At 51.9% G+C, this 16,582-nt stretch carries 15 protein-coding genes; 8 read left to right on the top strand and 7 right to left on the bottom strand.

The features are described from left to right. Positions 1 to 2 precede the first annotated feature (2 nt). From F608_RS0120410 to F608_RS0120385, 5 genes are all read right to left on the bottom strand, one after another. Entirely contained in the window at positions 3 to 821 is an 819-nt protein-coding gene (locus F608_RS0120410) for a DUF3786 domain-containing protein (protein WP_022667540.1), read from the bottom strand. Between the two features lie 104 nt (positions 822 to 925). Beyond that, positions 926 to 1,834: a LuxR C-terminal-related transcriptional regulator gene (locus F608_RS36990; RefSeq protein ID WP_022667538.1), complete on the bottom strand. Its 909-nt coding sequence runs from the start codon at positions 1,832 to 1,834 to the stop codon at positions 926 to 928. 15 nt (positions 1,835 to 1,849) lie between these two features. Further along, positions 1,850 to 2,179 (bottom strand): type II toxin-antitoxin system PemK/MazF family toxin, encoded by a 330-nt coding sequence (locus F608_RS0120395; RefSeq protein WP_022667537.1) that lies wholly within the window; start codon positions 2,177 to 2,179, stop codon positions 1,850 to 1,852. After that, a complete protein-coding gene (locus tag F608_RS35880) occupies positions 2,173 to 2,427 on the bottom strand; it encodes an AbrB/MazE/SpoVT family DNA-binding domain-containing protein (protein WP_022667536.1) in 255 nt (84 codons plus the stop codon). The genes F608_RS0120395 and F608_RS35880 overlap by 7 nt, the downstream gene beginning before the upstream one ends. 189 nt (positions 2,428 to 2,616) lie before the next feature. Continuing rightward, the gene (locus F608_RS0120385) at positions 2,617 to 3,048 is read right to left on the bottom strand and encodes a hypothetical protein (protein ID WP_022667535.1); all 432 of its coding nucleotides are present in this window, start codon (positions 3,046 to 3,048) and stop codon (positions 2,617 to 2,619) included. A 538-nt stretch (positions 3,049 to 3,586) separates the two neighbouring features. On the opposite strand from F608_RS0120385, the gene F608_RS32765 reads away from it, so the two are divergent. Genes F608_RS32765 through F608_RS0120365 form a run of 4 tightly spaced genes read left to right on the top strand, consistent with a single transcriptional unit; the run spans position 3,587 to position 8,344 of the window. Continuing rightward, complete coding sequence (locus tag F608_RS32765) at positions 3,587 to 4,231, top strand: XTP/dITP diphosphatase (RefSeq protein WP_022667534.1); 645 nt, start codon at positions 3,587 to 3,589, stop codon at positions 4,229 to 4,231. Between the two features lie 2 nt (positions 4,232 to 4,233). Beyond that, on the top strand, positions 4,234 to 4,815 hold the full coding sequence (locus F608_RS0120375) for a nitroreductase family protein (RefSeq protein WP_022667533.1): 582 nt from the start codon (positions 4,234 to 4,236) through the stop codon (positions 4,813 to 4,815). A 24-nt stretch (positions 4,816 to 4,839) separates the two neighbouring features. Next, the gene (locus F608_RS0120370; RefSeq protein ID WP_022667532.1) at positions 4,840 to 6,546 is read left to right on the top strand and encodes a B12-binding domain-containing radical SAM protein; all 1,707 of its coding nucleotides are present in this window, start codon (positions 4,840 to 4,842) and stop codon (positions 6,544 to 6,546) included. 4 nt (positions 6,547 to 6,550) lie between these two features. Then, positions 6,551 to 8,344 (top strand): DUF6178 family protein, encoded by a 1,794-nt coding sequence (locus tag F608_RS0120365; protein ID WP_022667531.1) that lies wholly within the window; start codon positions 6,551 to 6,553, stop codon positions 8,342 to 8,344. 2 nt (positions 8,345 to 8,346) lie between these two features. Here the strand turns inward: F608_RS0120365 and F608_RS0120360 are convergent, their stop codons facing one another. Beyond that, positions 8,347 to 10,272 carry a hybrid sensor histidine kinase/response regulator gene (locus F608_RS0120360; protein ID WP_022667530.1) on the bottom strand — a complete coding sequence of 642 codons (1,926 nt, stop codon included), beginning with the start codon at positions 10,270 to 10,272 and terminating at the stop codon, positions 8,347 to 8,349. Between the two features lie 288 nt (positions 10,273 to 10,560). Between F608_RS0120360 and F608_RS0120350 the strand changes: the two genes are divergently transcribed. The 4 genes from F608_RS0120350 to glpK all read left to right on the top strand — a co-directional run bounded on the left by F608_RS0120350 (position 10,561) and on the right by glpK (position 15,856). Beyond that, complete coding sequence (locus F608_RS0120350) at positions 10,561 to 11,277, top strand: 4'-phosphopantetheinyl transferase family protein (protein WP_084681209.1); 717 nt, start codon at positions 10,561 to 10,563, stop codon at positions 11,275 to 11,277. Positions 11,278 to 11,449: 172 nt separating this feature from the next. Then, complete coding sequence (glpA, locus tag F608_RS32760; protein WP_022667527.1) at positions 11,450 to 13,054, top strand: anaerobic glycerol-3-phosphate dehydrogenase subunit GlpA; 1,605 nt, start codon at positions 11,450 to 11,452, stop codon at positions 13,052 to 13,054. Continuing rightward, positions 13,041 to 14,330, top strand: coding sequence for a glycerol-3-phosphate dehydrogenase subunit GlpB (gene glpB, locus F608_RS0120340; RefSeq protein ID WP_022667526.1), 1,290 nt, complete (start codon positions 13,041 to 13,043; stop codon positions 14,328 to 14,330). Before glpA ends, glpB begins: the two co-directional genes overlap by 14 nt. 32 nt (positions 14,331 to 14,362) lie before the next feature. Continuing rightward, positions 14,363 to 15,856, top strand: coding sequence for a glycerol kinase GlpK (gene glpK / locus F608_RS0120335; protein WP_022667525.1), 1,494 nt, complete (start codon positions 14,363 to 14,365; stop codon positions 15,854 to 15,856). 33 nt (positions 15,857 to 15,889) lie between these two features. Here the strand turns inward: glpK and F608_RS0120330 are convergent, their stop codons facing one another. Continuing rightward, a complete protein-coding gene (locus tag F608_RS0120330; RefSeq protein WP_022667524.1) occupies positions 15,890 to 16,402 on the bottom strand; it encodes a cache domain-containing protein in 513 nt (170 codons plus the stop codon). Between the last annotated feature and the right edge of the window lie 180 nt (positions 16,403 to 16,582).

Genomic DNA, 16,582 nt, shown 5'->3' with positions numbered 1-16,582 from the left:
CCTTACCCATGGGCGGAAGCCTCTTGCCAGCCATGGGTGAGGGTCAGCCTCTCGAGCATCCTGACGAAACCGGTGCCCAGACCAAAAGCGATATCTGCCCCGGCATTGGCCGAAGCGCTGGAATCATAGAAGATACGGAGATCCGATTCCATTCCCTCTTCAGGTTTCCAATAGCAGATCAGCATGGGCACCATGGGCAGAGGCTCCAGGACCAGGGCGATGTCTGATTCATATACATTTTCAACTTCCCGGCCATTAAAGATCAGGGTGAGATCTTCAAACAGCGCTGTATGGGTGTCTGCGATCTTCTGGAGGGGTTTTTCAGCCCGCTGGGCAAAAAGTCCGTATTTTTCCCTTGCATTTTCAATCTCCCGGAAAGACGTCCACTTGCCGGTGAGAGGAACTCCCTTGCAATCCAGCACATAGGAAATCACCGGGAGCACCAGCCAGGGGGTGGTATGGATATCGGTTATAATTCTTCCTCCATTTTCCAGGGAAAACAGCCTCCCGAAAATTTTCAGGGTCAGCCGGTTGTTTTGAAATTTTCCTCCGGTCCGGCGGGCTGCTTCTTCCAGATCACATCGGCCCAGCTCCTCTTTCAGTTCGGCCAGGGCCTTTTCCATTTCCGCATCACTGGAATTGTTTTTATTTACCTGTCCGCCGTATCGCTTCAGGATTTCCGGATCAACGGCCGGGCAGAGATCCAGGGTTTTCTGTCCCAGAAAAACCTTGGAGGCAAAGGCCAGGCAGGTGGTTTCATTGCATTTCCTGCAATTGGATTGATCCAGCAGCTTAAACACTTCCATGGCATTGGCAAACATATTTTATCCTCCTTTTCTCTTCGAATCCGGGTTAAGGTGTTTCCGGATCCTTTCACAGATAAGGACAAATCGCATCCCCCAAAAGGGGGATTTTGCCGGGACAATCATACCAGCCCCTGGCGGGCCGCCCAGACCACGGCCTGGACTCTGTGGTTGACGCCCAGTTTATTGAAGATATGAGCCACATGGGTTTTCACTGTATGGGGACTGATGAAGAGCAGATCCGATATCTCCCGGTTGGTCAGCCCATGGCCCATATGGCGAAGCACCTCAATCTCCCTTGCACTTAAGGGTTCGGGAAGAATCCCGTTTATCCTGTATTCCGGTCTGTCCGAATCGATTTTCTGTTCTTGAACAGAAGCTTCCCGCAAGGGAGCCGTCCCCCCGGATTCAAGTTCTTTTTTGTTCTGAATCGTTTCGTCCAGGGAAAAAGACGGATCAGCCGTATCCACCTGGAATGTCACCTGGGAAAGCTGCCGCCCCTGTTCATCCATGACCGGATAGGTGATCTGCTCCCGGACCGGCCGGACCATATGGGGGCATTCCGAAGGCCGGATCTTCTGTTTTGACAACATGGCCGCAAAGGCCATGCAGGTTTTCAATCCGCACTCCCCGCAATTGGTCCCGGGCAGGATTTTTATGATCTTTGTGACGGGCGTCTGCTCAAACGGCCTGAATTTGGGCGGGATCTCTTTCTTTTTCTCCAGGACGGCATTTAAAAACCCCATCAATTTTTCCACAAAGGCCTTGGCATGCTCATGGTCTTCCAAAGGAGAGATGATGCATTTATCCGGATACAATACGCAACAGGAACCTTCAAATTCAAATCTGAGCAGTCCTAGGTTTTCATGGAATTCGCAATTTTGTGCCACGGCATTGATATAGGGGAATAAAAAACGGATGTCCTGCTCAAACCAGAAACAGGCCATGACCGTTCCGGGCTTCCCGGAACCGGGTCTCCCCATGTGCCCGTCGGAACAGGAACTCAAATTGTAGAATCCGATTCTTTCCATAATGTTATCGATCCTCTATAGGGCAAACAATTCCTGAAGGCAATTGATTGTTTTTATCTGTGCACTTTTTGATAGGATCCCCAGCCTCTTAACCAGTCTGGATTTATCAACCGCCCTTATCTGATCCAGGAGGATCCACCCCTTTTTTCCCTTGAATGTACATGGAATTCTTGTGGGGAAATTAAATCCCTTTGATGTCATTGGGGCAACAATTGCGGTTTTTAATGAAGACATTTCATCCGGGGAAATCACAACACAGGGTCTGGTTTCTCTGATTTCAAATCCCTGTGCCGGATCAAGCTGGATGAGCCAGATCTCAAATCTGGAGATCTCCTGCTTTACCATTCCCGGTCCTCATCATCCGTCAATGGGGATTCCAGCCATTCCCGGTCCGTTTCCTCTCCATGACCAGAATCGATTCCCCTGTCAAACTTTTCTTTCCAGCCCTGCCGGATTTTACGCACAGGCTGAATCAAAAGCCCGTCATCCATTACCTTGAATAACAACTCTTTGTCATTCAGATCTGCCTGCTCTATCACGGCCTTGGGGATCCGAATCCCCTGGGAATTCCCAATTTTTATTAAGGTTGCCATTTGTGTCTCCTTTTGGATGGATGTAATTACAATATAATTATATCCATCCGAAAAGTCAATTTTATACAAAGCATGATATATATTTACTCATAAGACAGTCCTTGGCCAATGGAACGGGCGTTGGCTTCGAATAGAACAGGATATTTTCTAGCAGCCGAGCTGCATCTTGAGAAGATTTTCAGCTCTTCTTTATTTTCCAATTCTTGGAACAACCTGAATTTTGAGCATGACCTGGCCATACCCCAAACAATTAACTCCGGCATCAGGGCAGCGTACCTGTCTCATAAAGTGAAAGTCATTGGGCTCAAGGCCCTCGCTGAACCTTTCATTAATCAGGGCTACGGGGATCGCAAGTTGTGATAACAGATATACGCACATCCGACCGGGGCATAATTTTGTGATGAAATTACCATCGACATCAAGGGTGAGTATCTGTCCAACCGTGTGGCCGGAATTGCAGTTCTTCGCCTCTATCACCTCTGCTTGAATTGAATACTTTGATGCCACTCGGGATAGATGACTTACCTGGCGGACTCTGTGACCTCCTTCATGGAATCTTTCAACTTCCGATTCCGTGTATCCCACTCTTTCCCCGTATCTTTTTATTGTAGTTTCTTTCATTTGACTCCTTCTTTAATGATTAAAGTTAATGTGTGAGATCCATGGAATACTGACGTTCGCTATCAGAGGCCTACTGCCGGAATGGCACTATAAAAAAACATTTTAATAATTAGCCGGTTCCATTGACCGAAAATTATTATCCAATGATTGTTAGAACAAATTTTTTAATAAGTCGACTACTCAATCATCTCCGAACAGCCTTTTTACGAATTATCAATAAAATTGGCGTGATACAAGCTCTAAAGAATGACTTTTCTGTTTTCGCCGAAAATCCGGCCGGGCAGACTGAGGCTCCGCAGAATGAAAATTTCTCAGAATTATTTTAGAATTCCATCCGATGTTTTCTCCACAGCCCGCCAGCCTTCTCAATATCCGAACTGGCGATGATGTTTCCAACTTTGTAAAAGATTTTCCCTGATATAGGTTTTCAGGTTAAAATCAAAATGCGGCTGCACCCATGCCGGCTCCACCCCACTTTACAAAGAGGCTCCCCCGACTTATATTATCCGAAAATCATTAAACATCTAAGGAGTAAAAATTGAAACAGGTATTGGTGCTGGCCACCACAAACAAGGGAAAGAAAAGGGAGATTACGGAACTGCTGAAAGGCTTTCCCGTTGAGATCAGAACCCTGGATGATTTCGGCCCCATCCCCGAGGTTATTGAGGATGGGGAAACCTTTGACGAGAACGCTTATAAGAAAGCCTCTTTTACGGCCAGGATTCTTGGGTATCCGGTCATGGCCGATGATTCAGGACTCTGTGTGGAGGCCCTGGACAATGCACCGGGGGTCTACTCGGCCCGGTATGCCGGGGAAGAGGCCACGGATGCCCAGAACGTGGAAAAGCTTTTGGACGCCCTCAAAAATGAGGAAAACCGGAAGGCCCATTTCCAATGCGTCATCTCCATTGCCGTGCCCACGGGGGCGGCCCTGACCTATGAAGGCCGGTGCGAGGGAATCCTGACCCGGGAAGCCCAGGGGGAAAACGGATTCGGGTATGATCCCCTGTTCTTTTTTCCGGAGTTCAACAAGACCTTTGCCCAGCTTTCCCTGGAAGAGAAAGGAAAGGTCAGTCACCGGGGAAAGGCGTTGCAGGAAATGGCCCGGGAAATGGACAAGATCCTTGACTGGATCGATATCAACATGCCCCAGTTCGAGCGGGTTCCGTGTAAAGGAAAATAAAAATGAAATCTTTTAAAGACCTGGTCCGGGCCAACCGGTCCTGCCGGAGGTTTGACAACTCCCATAGGATTGATGTGAAGACCGTGAAAGAACTGGTGGGTCTGGCCCGGTACTGTGCCTCGGGAGCCAATAATCAGCCCCTGAAGTATATCATCTCCACGGATGAGGCCAAGAACAAGGAGATCTTCTCCTGCCTGGGATGGGCTGCCTATCTTAAGGACTGGAAAGGTCCGGAGGAAAAAGAACGGCCCGCTGCCTATATCGTCATCCTGGGAGACCACAACATCTCCGATAGATTCTGGTGCGACCACGGCATTGCAGCCCAGACCATTCTCCTGGGGGCCAGGGACATGGGACTTGCCGGCTGTATGTTCGCTGCCATCAACATCAAAAAACTCAAGGAATTTTTAAATATTGAGGACCACCTGGAAGTCAAACTGGTCATTGCCCTGGGCAAACCCGTGGAAGTCGCCCGGATCGACGACCTGGGGGAGGACGGGGATATCCGGTACTTCAGGGATGAGAACCAGGTTCACCATGTTCCCAAGCGCTCCCTGGAGGACCTGATCCTCTCTGCCTGGTAAGGCCGGACCCCGGTTTTAAATTCCATGAAAAAAATTCTATTTGTCAATCCGGCCTGCCTGGACCGGCGGGTCACCGATGAGGATGCCACCATGGTACCCATCGGCCTGTTTTATCTTGCCGCGCTGATGATGGAGAACGGGTTTGAGACCCGGATCCTCAACCTGGCCCAGTGCAAAACCAAAGAGGCCGGGGAGGCATTGACCCTTTTTGAATCGGTCCTGGAAAAGGAAAAACCGGACATCATCGGATTTTCCGTAACCAATCCCAACCGCCACCAGGCCATGGAATGCGCAGAAAGGGCCAAAAAGATCCTGGACCCGGTTTCTATCCTCTTTGGCGGCCCAGCCCCCACCTTTATGGCAGAATTTTTCATGGGGGCCTGCCCCGACCTCGATTTCATTGTCCGGGGGGAAGGGGAAACCGCCTGCCTTGAACTGGTGAGGGCCCTGGATGAAAAGGATCTGCCTGCAAAAGAACGCTTGAGCCGGATCAAGGGCCTGGTGTTCAGGGACGGCAGCGGGATCAGAGATACCGGGCCAGGCCGGGGGATCGATGATCTGGACAGCCTGCCCCACCCCTCCAGATACTTTAGATACCACCATCTGGCCATGTCCAGGGGATGCCCGGGCAAATGCACCTTTTGCGGATCTCCCAGGTTCTGGGGAAAATCCGGGGTCAGGTTTCACTCGGCCCAATGGTTTGCCGATGAGGTCAGGGCCCTGGCCGAAAAAGGGGTGTCCCATTTTTTTATCTCCGACGACACCTTTACCATGGACCGGGACCGGGTCATGGAGTTCTGCCGCCTCATATCCGATCTTTCCATCACCTGGAACGCCATTTCCCGGGTGGATTTCATCGACCGGGAACTTCTGATCCAGATGAGAAAGGCCGGGTGCATCCAGATCAGTTTCGGGGTGGAGTCCGGGTCAGACAAGATAAAAAAGATCCTGGGCAAACCCCTGTCCAATGAAAAGGCGGTCCGGGCATTTTCCCTGACCACTGCCGCAGGCATCATGCCCCGGGCTTATTTTATTTACGGATCCCCGGGAGAAACCCGGAAAACCATCCGGGAGAGCATTGATCTTTTACACCGGCTGCGTCCCCTGGGAGCGGTCTTCTACATGCTGGTCCTCTTTCCCGGCACCCATCTTTATGATCATGCCCGGCAAAAAGGACTTGTCTTTGACAAGATCTGGAACGAAAAAATCGAGGACCTGCCCTGGTTTGAGCTGGATGAAACCCTGGACTTTGCCCGGGTAAAAGCCTATGGTAATCAATTGAGACAGGCCTTTTACCAGGGACTTGAAAATTTCGCCCAGACCCTTGAACTGGATGAGGATCCAAGCCTTGCCCCGTTTCATGCCGATTTTCTGTCCAGGCTGGCCATGACCTTTTTCTCAGGGGACTATGCCAAAGATCCCCGGATCCAGGCCCCGGCCCGGACCGCCGAGCACCTGTTTAAAAGAGCCCTGGATTCTCACCCGGATTTCAGGGCCTTCATGGGACTGGGCATGCTCTTCCAGAAGCAGAAAAAATTTGAGGATGGGATCCGGGTTATGACCCGGGGTCTGACCCATTACCCGGGATCCAGGGACCTTTGTATCGGCCTGGGGATCAGTTTCATGAACCTGGGAAAATTTGAACAGGCCCTGGACCATTTCACTCCCCTGGGAGAAGATGAAGCCGTGCGCCCCTATATTGACATCTGCCAACAAAAAATATCAGGATAGATCCATGACCCAAAATCACAAGATCGCCAATCTTCAACAGAGGGAACTCAAGCTTAGGGCCCTTCGCCGGGACATCCTTTCCAAGGATTCGGAAACCGCCCTGGACATGATCCTGGAAGCCCCCAGTCCGGCCACCCTGGTTCAGTCTTTTCCGGACCAGGACCTCTACTATCTCATGCATAAAATCGGACCCCATGACTTTATTCCGGTACTGGCCCTGGCCAGATCAGACCAGTGGGAGCATGTCCTGGACGTGGAGGTCTGGGATGATGACCGCCTCAACACCGATATCATGGCAAAGGCCTTTGACTTTCTTTTCCAGGCCGACCCGGAACGGTTCCTGAGATGGATCATCACGGAGAAACCCGACTACTTTGAATTTTTTCTCCTTAAAAACATGATCATCCACATCCGGGAGCATGACGAGCCGCCGCCGGAAGATTCCGACGCCTATATCACCCTGGATGACAAATTTTATTTCCGATTCCCTGAACAAAAGAGTCCCGAACAAAAAAACGAAGAGGGTATCGACCTTGATGAACCTGACCCGGAAAAATCCCAGGCAGACGAAACCCCTGAACTCATTGAAAAGATGATGAAAAAACTGGCAGACATGGATCTTTCCGTATTTCACGGACTGCTTTTGGAGGTCTTGAGCCTGCTGCCTGCGGAAACCGAGGAGGAGCAGTTCCGGCTCAGGAACCTGCGTCTGGCAGAAAAAGGCTTTCTTCCGGCCCATGAAGCCATTGGCATTTACCAGCCCACGGACTTCAAATCCCTGAGGAAAAGATCGAAAACAGATATTCAGAACGGTTATCATCCGGATATCCCCCTGCCTCCCCAGTTTTTCTCCCTTCACATCCAGGGGGACGACCTCTTTGTCCGGGCCCTTGCCCGGATCCCCCAGGAGCTTTTTTTCTCTCTGGAATCGGAAATGGCGGCCCTGACCAACAAGATCATATCTGCGGACCGGATCAGAATCCGGGAAAAAGACGCCATCCGGGAAACCGTTGAAAAGGCATCTGCCTTTCTGAGTCTGGGACTGGAAGTCATTCTCAGTTCATCTGAGAAACCCGCCAAGATCACCGGAACGGCTGCCGGAAAAATCATTGAGACCTATTTTCTGGAAGACATCTTCAGGACCGGGTCCAGGGCCGGCATCCGATTGAAAACCCGGGCCCAGAACTGGTACAAAGACAGTTTTTTAATGGAGAACAGCCTGCCTTTAAGCTTTTTGTCCGAAAATTTTCTCGGGGTGATCGGCGGGCTTTTCCTTGACCGGCCCCTCTATTTTGACAATTACCAGACCGGGAAGCTCTACCGGAACTTTAAAACCCTGGGGGACATAGAAGAAACAAAAACATCCCTGGACCAGATCATATCCCTGGATAAAACCCTAGGAAAAATCAAGCCAGATCTGACCTCCTTTCGGCAGGGGGTCCTGACCTATAAGAGCATGCTGCTCACCCTCTGGGCCAGAAACAGGATCGGTCTGGACAGGGAACCGGAAGCTGCCGGCCTTGACCCCATTCCCCTGGAAAAGTTCAAGCCCTTTTTCAAGGAGATGTTTTCAGGTCCCGGGGATGAGGATGCGGCCCCAAAAGAAAATAAGGATCTCGTTCTCAACGATTTGATCTTATGGGCTGCAGATGCTGCCGGATCCGAACCGGATCCGGACTTTAAGAATCTTTTGAGTAAACTGGTCCTGGAAATTGAAGAGGAATACGGCCGGGTGAATCCGGATCAGCTCGATCCAAGGTTTACACCCCATTTTCTGATCCGCCGGGAAAACGCTTAGGTTCAGCAGCCCTGGATTTCACCAATTTTTTCAGACAGCTCGTCCATGGTCACGGGTTTCTGCATAAAAGAACCGGATCCGGTCTCCAGTATTCTGCGGATGGGATCGGTCATGGCGTACTCATTGAGGATGACCACTTCGGTTTCCGGGTGGTTTTCCATGACCAGGGGATAGACAATGTCTCCGTTGACATCGGGAAGCAGATAATCCAGCAGGGTCAGGTGAATGCTCTTCTTGTAAGACTTGGCAAATTTAATGGCCTCTTTGCCGGTACCGGCCTCGAAGATATGATGTCCCATTCTTTCCAGCATGAGCTTGGTGCTGCTTCTCACATCATCCTTGTCTTCCACGAGAAGGATGCTGAGCTGCTGTTCCATGCAGATGTCCGATGCCCTCCGGTCTTGTTTTATGCCGGAAATCGGCAAATAGATCCTGACGCAGGTTCCCTCGCCCGGAGTGGAATCCACCCAAATAAACCCGCGATGACTTTTCACGATGCCGTATACCGCAGACATGCCAAGCCCCCTGCCCTGGAACTTGGTGGTAAAGAAAGGCTCATAGATGGTGGCCAGGGTTTCCCTGTCCATGCCAAGGCCGTCATCCTGGATTTTGAGGCAAAGATAATCCTCTTCCCGGTTCGCCTCTGCCTCTGCCGGGTCCAGGATCTCCCTTTCACAGGAGATGGTAATGGTCTCGGAGCCCGCCTCCAAAGCATTTTCCAGGACCGCGGTCAAGAGCATCTGGAACTGGAGTTTATCTGCCTTGACCATGTATTTTTTCCGGGTGATCTCTGTTATGGTCCGGGCATTGTCCGACAGCAGGGGCTTCATGTTTTTAAGTATTTCATTGAGCAGTTCCGAAAAAACAAAGGTCTGGGTCTTATACCTTCCTCCCCGGGCATAGGCCAGCAGGGATGTGGTCAGCCCGGCCATTTTTTCTGCAGACTTCTGCATGGTCCGGATATAGTGATTTAACTTTCTTTCATGGGGGAACTCCATTTCAATGAGTTCCAGGTTGCCTGCAATCACGGATAGAGAGTTATTGAACTGGTGGGCAATCCCTCCTGCCAGGGTCCCGATGCTTTCAAGGCTTTTCAGGCTTTGATGTTTTTTCTCATATGCCTTGAAGAGTTCTTCATATCTTCTTTTCTCAGTAATATCGTAAAGGGTGGAGAGCTTTACGATCCTTTGATCATGCCATTGAATGGCCTTGTCAAGGACGGAGTACCGCCGGGAGGTCTTGCTGCTTTTGAATTCCCACTCATAGGGCCCGGAGGGCCGGCCCCGGTCATCGAGGATTCTTCTGTTGGTGCAGAATTCGCACTGCTTCTTCTGATCTTCATGGATGAGCTGCCAGCATTTCCTGCCGTCCAGATTCTCATAGGGCTCATAACCCAGTTCAAGGTTGAACTTCCTATTGCTGTAAATGATTTCGCAGGTATCGATATCCGAAACAAAGATAAGGGCCTCCAGGGAGTCGAAGATATGACCGGTGACGGCCATGGTCTTTTCAGCCCGGGTCCTTTTTTCCATCCTCTCTTTACATTGATCATACCTTGATTCTGCAGACCCAACCGCATGGAAGAGCAGGTCCAGGTCATCCACAGGTTTTTTGAAAAATTCAAAGGTATTGGGGTTCTGCTTAAAGGCCTTTTTCGTATTTTCAACATTGGCATGGCCGGTGAGAAAAATGATCTGGACAAACTTATCCTTCCGGATCAGTTCCGCCATGAGGTCCAGCCCGTTTTTTCCCGGCATTTCAATATCCGTGACAACGACCTTGGCGGGAAATGTTTTAAATGCTTCCAGGGCATCAAGCCCGTTCGTAGATATCTGAGCATTGAATCCCCTTTTCCGGAACAGGGATTTCAACGACTCGGCAAACCGGGGTTCATCATCGACAATCAATATATTTTTGTTCTTGTCCAAACCTCATCTCCAGGGGGTGCGGCGCCGATAACAGGAAACGCTGTACAACGAATAAAGAATTGATAGGGGCCTCTTGGCCCCAACGAAATTACATTCATAAAACGGGCAGTACGATTATCGGCACACCATATATTTTAAAACCCCAAAAGTCAATTTATGGGTCCTTTTTTTTTTCTTGGATCAGACACCGGGAACCGGTCCGCTTCGTTGCCCATGTTTACAGAAACGAAAGCCATCCGGACTTTCTCTCCAATTGCCATTCGCTCCATTTTCATGTATTAATTTTCCATGAGCTGCCCAGAAATACTCCCTGAATATCGATTTACCCCGGATCCCGTTATTCACATCCTTGTGATGAAGATTTCAGATATCCTGGGGCAGGTTCTGCCGGGGGCTGTTTCCCCGGACTACCAGGGAAAGCCCAGCCAAAGATTCAAAAAAGAAGATTTTGCCCGGGCCTTTTTATCAAAAGAGGAGCTTGCCCTTCTAAACCGGTTCAGGGCGCTGAAAAAACAGGTGGAGTGGGTCAGCGGCAGGGTTGCCCTCAAGACACTTGTCCAAAATGTCCTTGAGCCCGACCTGGACATGGAAAACCTCAACATCGGCTATGAGGAAAAAGGGGCTCCCTTTATCACCCACCTTCCCCTTGTTCCGGTTTCCCTGTCCCACAGCGGAGACTTCACAGCCGTGACCCTGTCAGAGAATCCCGGCCTGACCCTGGGCATTGACCTGGAAAAAATCGGTCCCTGCCCGGACACGGGTTTTCTCAAAACCGCCTTTACCCAAAGGGAAATAAAAGCCATGGAAATCCGGGCCCGGACCGTCTTCACTCATTGGACCCTGAAGGAAGCTTTTTTAAAATACATCAAGATGGGGTTTAACGAAAGCCTCCACCAGGTGGAGATCATCAACGGCCGGGTTTTTCACCGGGGAAAGACCAAGGACGTCCGGACCTGGTCCAGGGTCATCGAAAAAGAATACGTACTCAGCCTGGTCTGGAAATAGATTTCGTCCCGTCAAAAACAAAGAATCGAACGGAAAACGAAAAAAAAGCGAAAAAAAAGCGAAAAAAACGAAACTGTTTCCCCTAATGGGAACCTGCCTGGTTTTATTTATATGTTCTTTTGTGATAATTTAAGTGCCAATAGTAAAGCCCAGGACTTTAACAGGATTTTCCGTGGAAACTCAAGTATTGATCATAGGGGGGGGATCGACCGGCACCGGGATCGCCAGGGACCTTTCCCTGAGAGGCATTGACTGTGTTCTCATCGAACAGGAGGACATCAACTCAGGAGCCTCCGGGGCCAATCACGGCCTTCTCCACTCCGGGGCCAGATACGTGTTCAAAGACGCCGAGGCGGCAATGGAGTGCCGGAGCGAAGGTGCGATTCTAAAAAAACTGGCCTCCCAGTGCATGGAAGACACCGGCGGCCTTTTTGTGGCGGTTGACCGGGACGACGACAATTATATTGCCGATTTTTCAGGGCTGTGCACGAAACTGGGCATTCCCTGCCAAGTCGTTGACATTGCCCAGGCCAGGGAGGAAGAACCCTGCCTGGCATCGAATCTGAAAGCGGTTTTCAGAGTCGAAGATGCCGTGGTGGATCCGTTCAAACTTTCCCTGGATAATGCCGCCGATGCCCAGGCCCATGGAACCCAAATTCTGAGAAACACCCAGCTGATGGGGTTTACCAGGGAGAAAGGAAAGATTCAGGCGGCCAGGGTCATGAACATCCGGACCGGCAAAGAGTTTACCATATCGGCTCTCCAATATATCAACGCCACGGGTGCCTGGGCAGACCAGGTGGCTGCCATGGCCGGCGCAGCCCTGCCCATGCTCTACTCCAAAGGCTCCCTGCTCATCACCCAGAGCCGGATCAACCAGCAGGTCATCAACCGGCTGAGACCGGCTTCAGACGCAGACATTCTTGTTCCCGGGGGCACGGTCTCCATCATCGGCACCACCTCACTGGAGATTGATTCCCTGGATGACATCCGGCCCACCATGGAAGAGGTGGATGCCATTATCCGGGAAGGGGCAATCATGATCCCCGAACTTGCGTCCACCCGCTACATCCGGGCCTATGCCGGAGTCAGGCCCCTGGTCAAAACCGGAAACGGAAGCGGACGGAGCATCAGCCGCAACTACGCCCTCAGGGATCATCTTTCCGACGGACTTGAAAATTTCATCACCATTACCGGAGGGAAACTGACCACCTACAGGCTCATGGCCGAAAAAACATCCGACCTGGCGGCCGGCCGCCTGAAAAATAATCAGCCCTGCCTCACCGCCACCCGCAAACTGCCGGAAAGCGCAAAGGGGCAGTGGACCGAACCCAAAAAAGCGCCCAAAGTCTGGGCGGCCAGCCCAAAGCTGGGAGACACCCTGATCTGTGAATGCGAAATGGTATCCGAACGGATGGTGGATGATATTGTCCGGTCCCTCAAGGAAGAAGGCGCCCCGGCCACCCTGGAAGAGGTGGGCAACAGGAGCCGGATCGGCAAGGGACCCTGCCAGGGGACCTTCTGCTCCTTCAGGCTGGCAGCCTATCTTTACCGGAAAGGAGAACTTCAAAGCGGTCAGGGCCTGGGCCAGGTCAGGGAGTTCGTCAATGAACGATGGAAGGGTTTCCAGCCCCTGGTAAGGGACAAAGAACTGATGCGGGTGGAACTCCAGGAATCCTTTTTATGCGGCCTGTTCGGAATCGAAACTTCTAATCCGGGCCCTGAAAATGGAGCCCAACCGATTTTGGGACTGGAAAAAGAAGATGGACCGACCTGAAATCCGAAAAATCGATTTGGCCATCATCGGCTCAGGCATGGCCGGCATCAGTGCGGCCGCCTTTGCCCTGAACCGGGAAATCTCCTTTATACAAGCCGGCCAGACCTCGGAGCTGAGTTTTTCCAGCGGCTGCCTCGACCTTTTCTCCATCCTTCCCGGCAAGACCCCCAGGCATTACACCAGACCCTTTGACGGGATCCCCGACCTGGTGGCTGAATATCCGGGCCATCCCTATGGCCTGGCAGGCAAAGACCACATCCGGCAGGGGTTTGAAGAGTTCACCTCATTCATGAAAACCATCGGGATTCAATATCACATGGATCCTGAAAACAACCAGTATATCATCACCCCGGCCGGCACCCTGAAACCCACCTATGCGGTTCCCCTGTCCATGCTGGCCGGATCCCGGGCCGTTAAGGAAAGGCAGAAGATTCTCATCGCAGACATCCGGGGGCTCAAGGGATTCGGCGCCAGGCAGATGGCCCTGGGGCTTCAGGGACAGGTTCCGGGGATCAAAAGCGCCACCGTTGAATTCCCGGGCAGGGAAGATGCCGGGGACCTCATGTGTGAACGATTGACCTGGGATCTTGAAAATCCCGGCATCCTTTCCGAATTTGCCCGGAGGATCCTTCCCCATACCAAAGGAATGGATGCCGTGGGGCTCCCGGCCATCCTGGGAATTTACCGGTTTGACGAACTCAGGCACAAGATCGAAAAAATCATCGGCGCAAAGGTGTTTGAAATTCCCACTCTCGCCCCCTCGGTAACGGGGATGCGACTCAAGGAGGCCTTCCTGGGCAAGCTTACCGACCTTAGCGTCCCCCATTTTTCCACGGCCGTAAAAAAAATTGATATGGACAAAGACAAAAACTTTGTGTTTAAGGTATCCCAGGGACAAGACCAGGTTGAGATCCGGGCCTCTTTCCTGCTCATGGCCACGGGCCGGTTCATGGGAAGGGGACTTGGGGTGGAAAAGGGCAGAATAAAGGAGAACCTCTTTGACCTGCCCGTAACCCAGGCCGGGGACAGGTCCCAGTGGTTTCACAGGGATTTTTTCGATTCCCGGGGACACGGGGTGAACCGGACCGGCATTGAAACGGACGAAGGGTTCAGACCCCTGCAAAGCGGGGCCAGGCTTTTTCATCCAAGACTTTACGCGGCCGGCAGCATCCTGGCCCACCAGGACTGGAAACGGGAAAAATCAGGGGCCGGCATATCCATTGCCGGCGCCCACAAGGCCGTATCTGAAATTGCCCGGGCACTTGGAAAGGACTGAACCATATATCAAAGTTATCACAAGGGGGGAATATGCCGAAAAAATATGTCATGGCCATTGACCAGGGAACCACAAGCTCAAGGGTAATTATCTTTGACAAACAGGGCAAAATCGTCCTGGTCACCCAGAAAGAGTTTACCCAGCATTTCCCAAAGCCCGGATGGGTGGAACATGATCCCATGGAGATCTGGTCTTCTGTACAGTCCGTGGTGGCCGAAGCCCTGGCCCATAAAGAAATCACAGAGAAGGACATTGAGGCCGTGGGCATCACCAACCAGCGGGAAACCGCCGTGGTATGGGATAAGACCACGGGCCTTCCCGTGTACAACGCCATTGTATGGCAGTCCCGCCAGACCGCTGATATCTGCCGGGATCTGAGGGAAAAGGGACTCAACGACGAATTCAGAAACCGCACCGGCCTGCTCATAGACGCCTATTTTTCCGGCACCAAGGTCAAGTGGATCCTCGACCATGTGGACGGGGCCAGGAAAAAGGCGGAGAAAGGAGATCTGCTCTTCGGTACCGTGGATTCCTGGCTCCTGTGGAAACTGACCCAGGGAAGGGTCCACGTTACGGATTATACCAATGCCTCCCGGACCCTGATGTACAATATCCATGACCTGAAATGGGATGAAACCCTGCTTTCCCATCTTAATGTCCCCCGGGCCATGCTGCCGGATGTCAGGCCTTCCTCCCAGGTCTACGCCCAGACCTCTCCCAAGGCCTTTGCCGGCCTTGAGATCCCCGTGGCCGGAATTGCCGGGGACCAGCAGGCCGCCCTGTTCGGACAGGCCTGCTATGAAAAGGGCATGGCCAAGAATACTTACGGAACGGGTTGTTTTCTGCTCATGAATACGGGTAAAAAGGCGGTGAGGTCGGACAACGGCCTGCTCACCACCATTGCCTGGGGCATGGATGGTGGTGTGGAATATGCCCTGGAAGGATCTGTTTTTGTGGCGGGATCTGCCATCCAATGGCTCAGGGACGGCCTGAGGATGTTCAGGGACGCCCGGGATTCAGAGCAGTACGCCGTCAGGGTCAAGGATACGGACGGGGTATACGTGGTTCCCGCCTTTGTAGGCCTGGGAACCCCCTATTGGGACTCCGATGTCAGAGGATGTGTGTTCGGACTGACCCGGGGGACCACCAAGGAGCATTTTGTCCGGGCCACCCTGGAATCCCTGGCCTTTCAGAGCAAGGACCTGATCCGTGCCATGGAAGCCGATTCAAAAATCGGCATCACCAAACTCCGGGTGGACGGGGGCGCCGTGTCAAACAACTTCCTGCTCCAGTTCCAGAGCGATATCATTCCCACCCAGGTGGAACGGCCCGAAACCATAGAGACCACCGCCCTGGGAGCCGCTTTCCTGGCCGGCATTGCCACGGGCTTCTGGAAGGACAAGAACGAGGCCGCCTCCAGCTGGGCCAGTGACCGGGTCTTCAGCCCGGAAATGGATGCCCGGGATGCCGAAGCGCTTTACGCGGGATGGCAAAAGGCTGTGAAGGCCTCCATGGCCTTTAAATAAGCCGAGGGAGGCCAAAACGGCCTGTTTTTTTGTTTACTGGAAACCTTTGTTCAGTTCTTCGATGGTGGTCGTATCATCGTAGATCCCGGCTGTCACCTGATAGGGCTGCCCCGGGACCTGAACCATGAAGCTGATCTTCCGTGAAGGCTGCGTTTCTCCCAGTTTCTCCCACCAGTATTCGACCCAGACCCCATTGGGATTGGATGCGCCCTTGCACATCTCCAGGTTATGGAGTTTTCGTTTGGACGCGTCCGGATTCTTGTCATAGACCTTTGTTAAATCCAATCCGATGAGCTTTTTGTTCGGGTGTGCGACCAGTATTTTTTTATCGCAATTGGTTGCCCAGACGTAACTGTCCTTCCATACGAACTCTTTGGTGTTGGAAAGAGCATCAAGCCCCCCTTGACCGAGCTGCCCAACCACGGCTGCCGCCTTTAGAACCATCTCATACACTTCCGCAGGCGTGGCTTTTTCTTCGGCACCCCCCCATCCTGCGCTCCCAAAGACAAGGCCCAGACAAACCAAACCGGCAATTAAACATCTCATCACGACACCTCCAAAAAATCGTAAAATCGTTAATTCATGTACAGGTAAGCACATGAAACCATAGTTCCCTTGATCCGGAGAAAATTTTCGTGTGTGCAAAAGGTGGGAATGTTTGGGTATACTCTATCATAAAAAAATGAAAAAGGACAAACAGAAAGTAACGGAACACAGCGCCGCTTT

Origin of the sequence: Desulfospira joergensenii DSM 10085 (genome assembly GCF_000420085.1) — a bacterium.
Classification (GTDB): domain Bacteria; phylum Desulfobacterota; class Desulfobacteria; order Desulfobacterales; family Desulfobacteraceae; genus Desulfospira; species Desulfospira joergensenii.
Note: the sequence above shows the minus strand (reverse complement) of the source record. Positions and strands in the feature narration are given on the sequence as shown.

Excerpts from the sequence above, each read along its gene's own strand:
- F608_RS0120365 (WP_022667531.1), top strand. The coding sequence starts at position 6,551 with ATGACCCAAAATCACAAGATCGCCAATCTTCAACAGAGGGAACTCAAG.
- F608_RS0120330 (WP_022667524.1), bottom strand. The coding sequence starts at position 16,402 with ATGAGATGTTTAATTGCCGGTTTGGTTTGTCTGGGCCTTGTCTTTGGG.
- glpB (WP_022667526.1), top strand. The coding sequence starts at position 13,041 with ATGGACCGACCTGAAATCCGAAAAATCGATTTGGCCATCATCGGCTCA.
- F608_RS0120385 (WP_022667535.1), bottom strand. The coding sequence starts at position 3,048 with ATGAAAGAAACTACAATAAAAAGATACGGGGAAAGAGTGGGATACACG.
- F608_RS0120395 (WP_022667537.1), bottom strand. The coding sequence starts at position 2,179 with ATGGTAAAGCAGGAGATCTCCAGATTTGAGATCTGGCTCATCCAGCTT.
- F608_RS0120410 (WP_022667540.1), bottom strand. The coding sequence starts at position 821 with ATGTTTGCCAATGCCATGGAAGTGTTTAAGCTGCTGGATCAATCCAAT.
- F608_RS0120370 (WP_022667532.1), top strand. The coding sequence starts at position 4,840 with ATGAAAAAAATTCTATTTGTCAATCCGGCCTGCCTGGACCGGCGGGTC.
- F608_RS0120375 (WP_022667533.1), top strand. The coding sequence starts at position 4,234 with ATGAAATCTTTTAAAGACCTGGTCCGGGCCAACCGGTCCTGCCGGAGG.
- F608_RS35880 (WP_022667536.1), bottom strand. The coding sequence starts at position 2,427 with ATGGCAACCTTAATAAAAATTGGGAATTCCCAGGGGATTCGGATCCCC.
- F608_RS0120350 (WP_084681209.1), top strand. The coding sequence starts at position 10,561 with ATGAGCTGCCCAGAAATACTCCCTGAATATCGATTTACCCCGGATCCC.
- glpK (WP_022667525.1), top strand. The coding sequence starts at position 14,363 with ATGCCGAAAAAATATGTCATGGCCATTGACCAGGGAACCACAAGCTCA.
- F608_RS36990 (WP_022667538.1), bottom strand. The coding sequence starts at position 1,834 with ATGGAAAGAATCGGATTCTACAATTTGAGTTCCTGTTCCGACGGGCAC.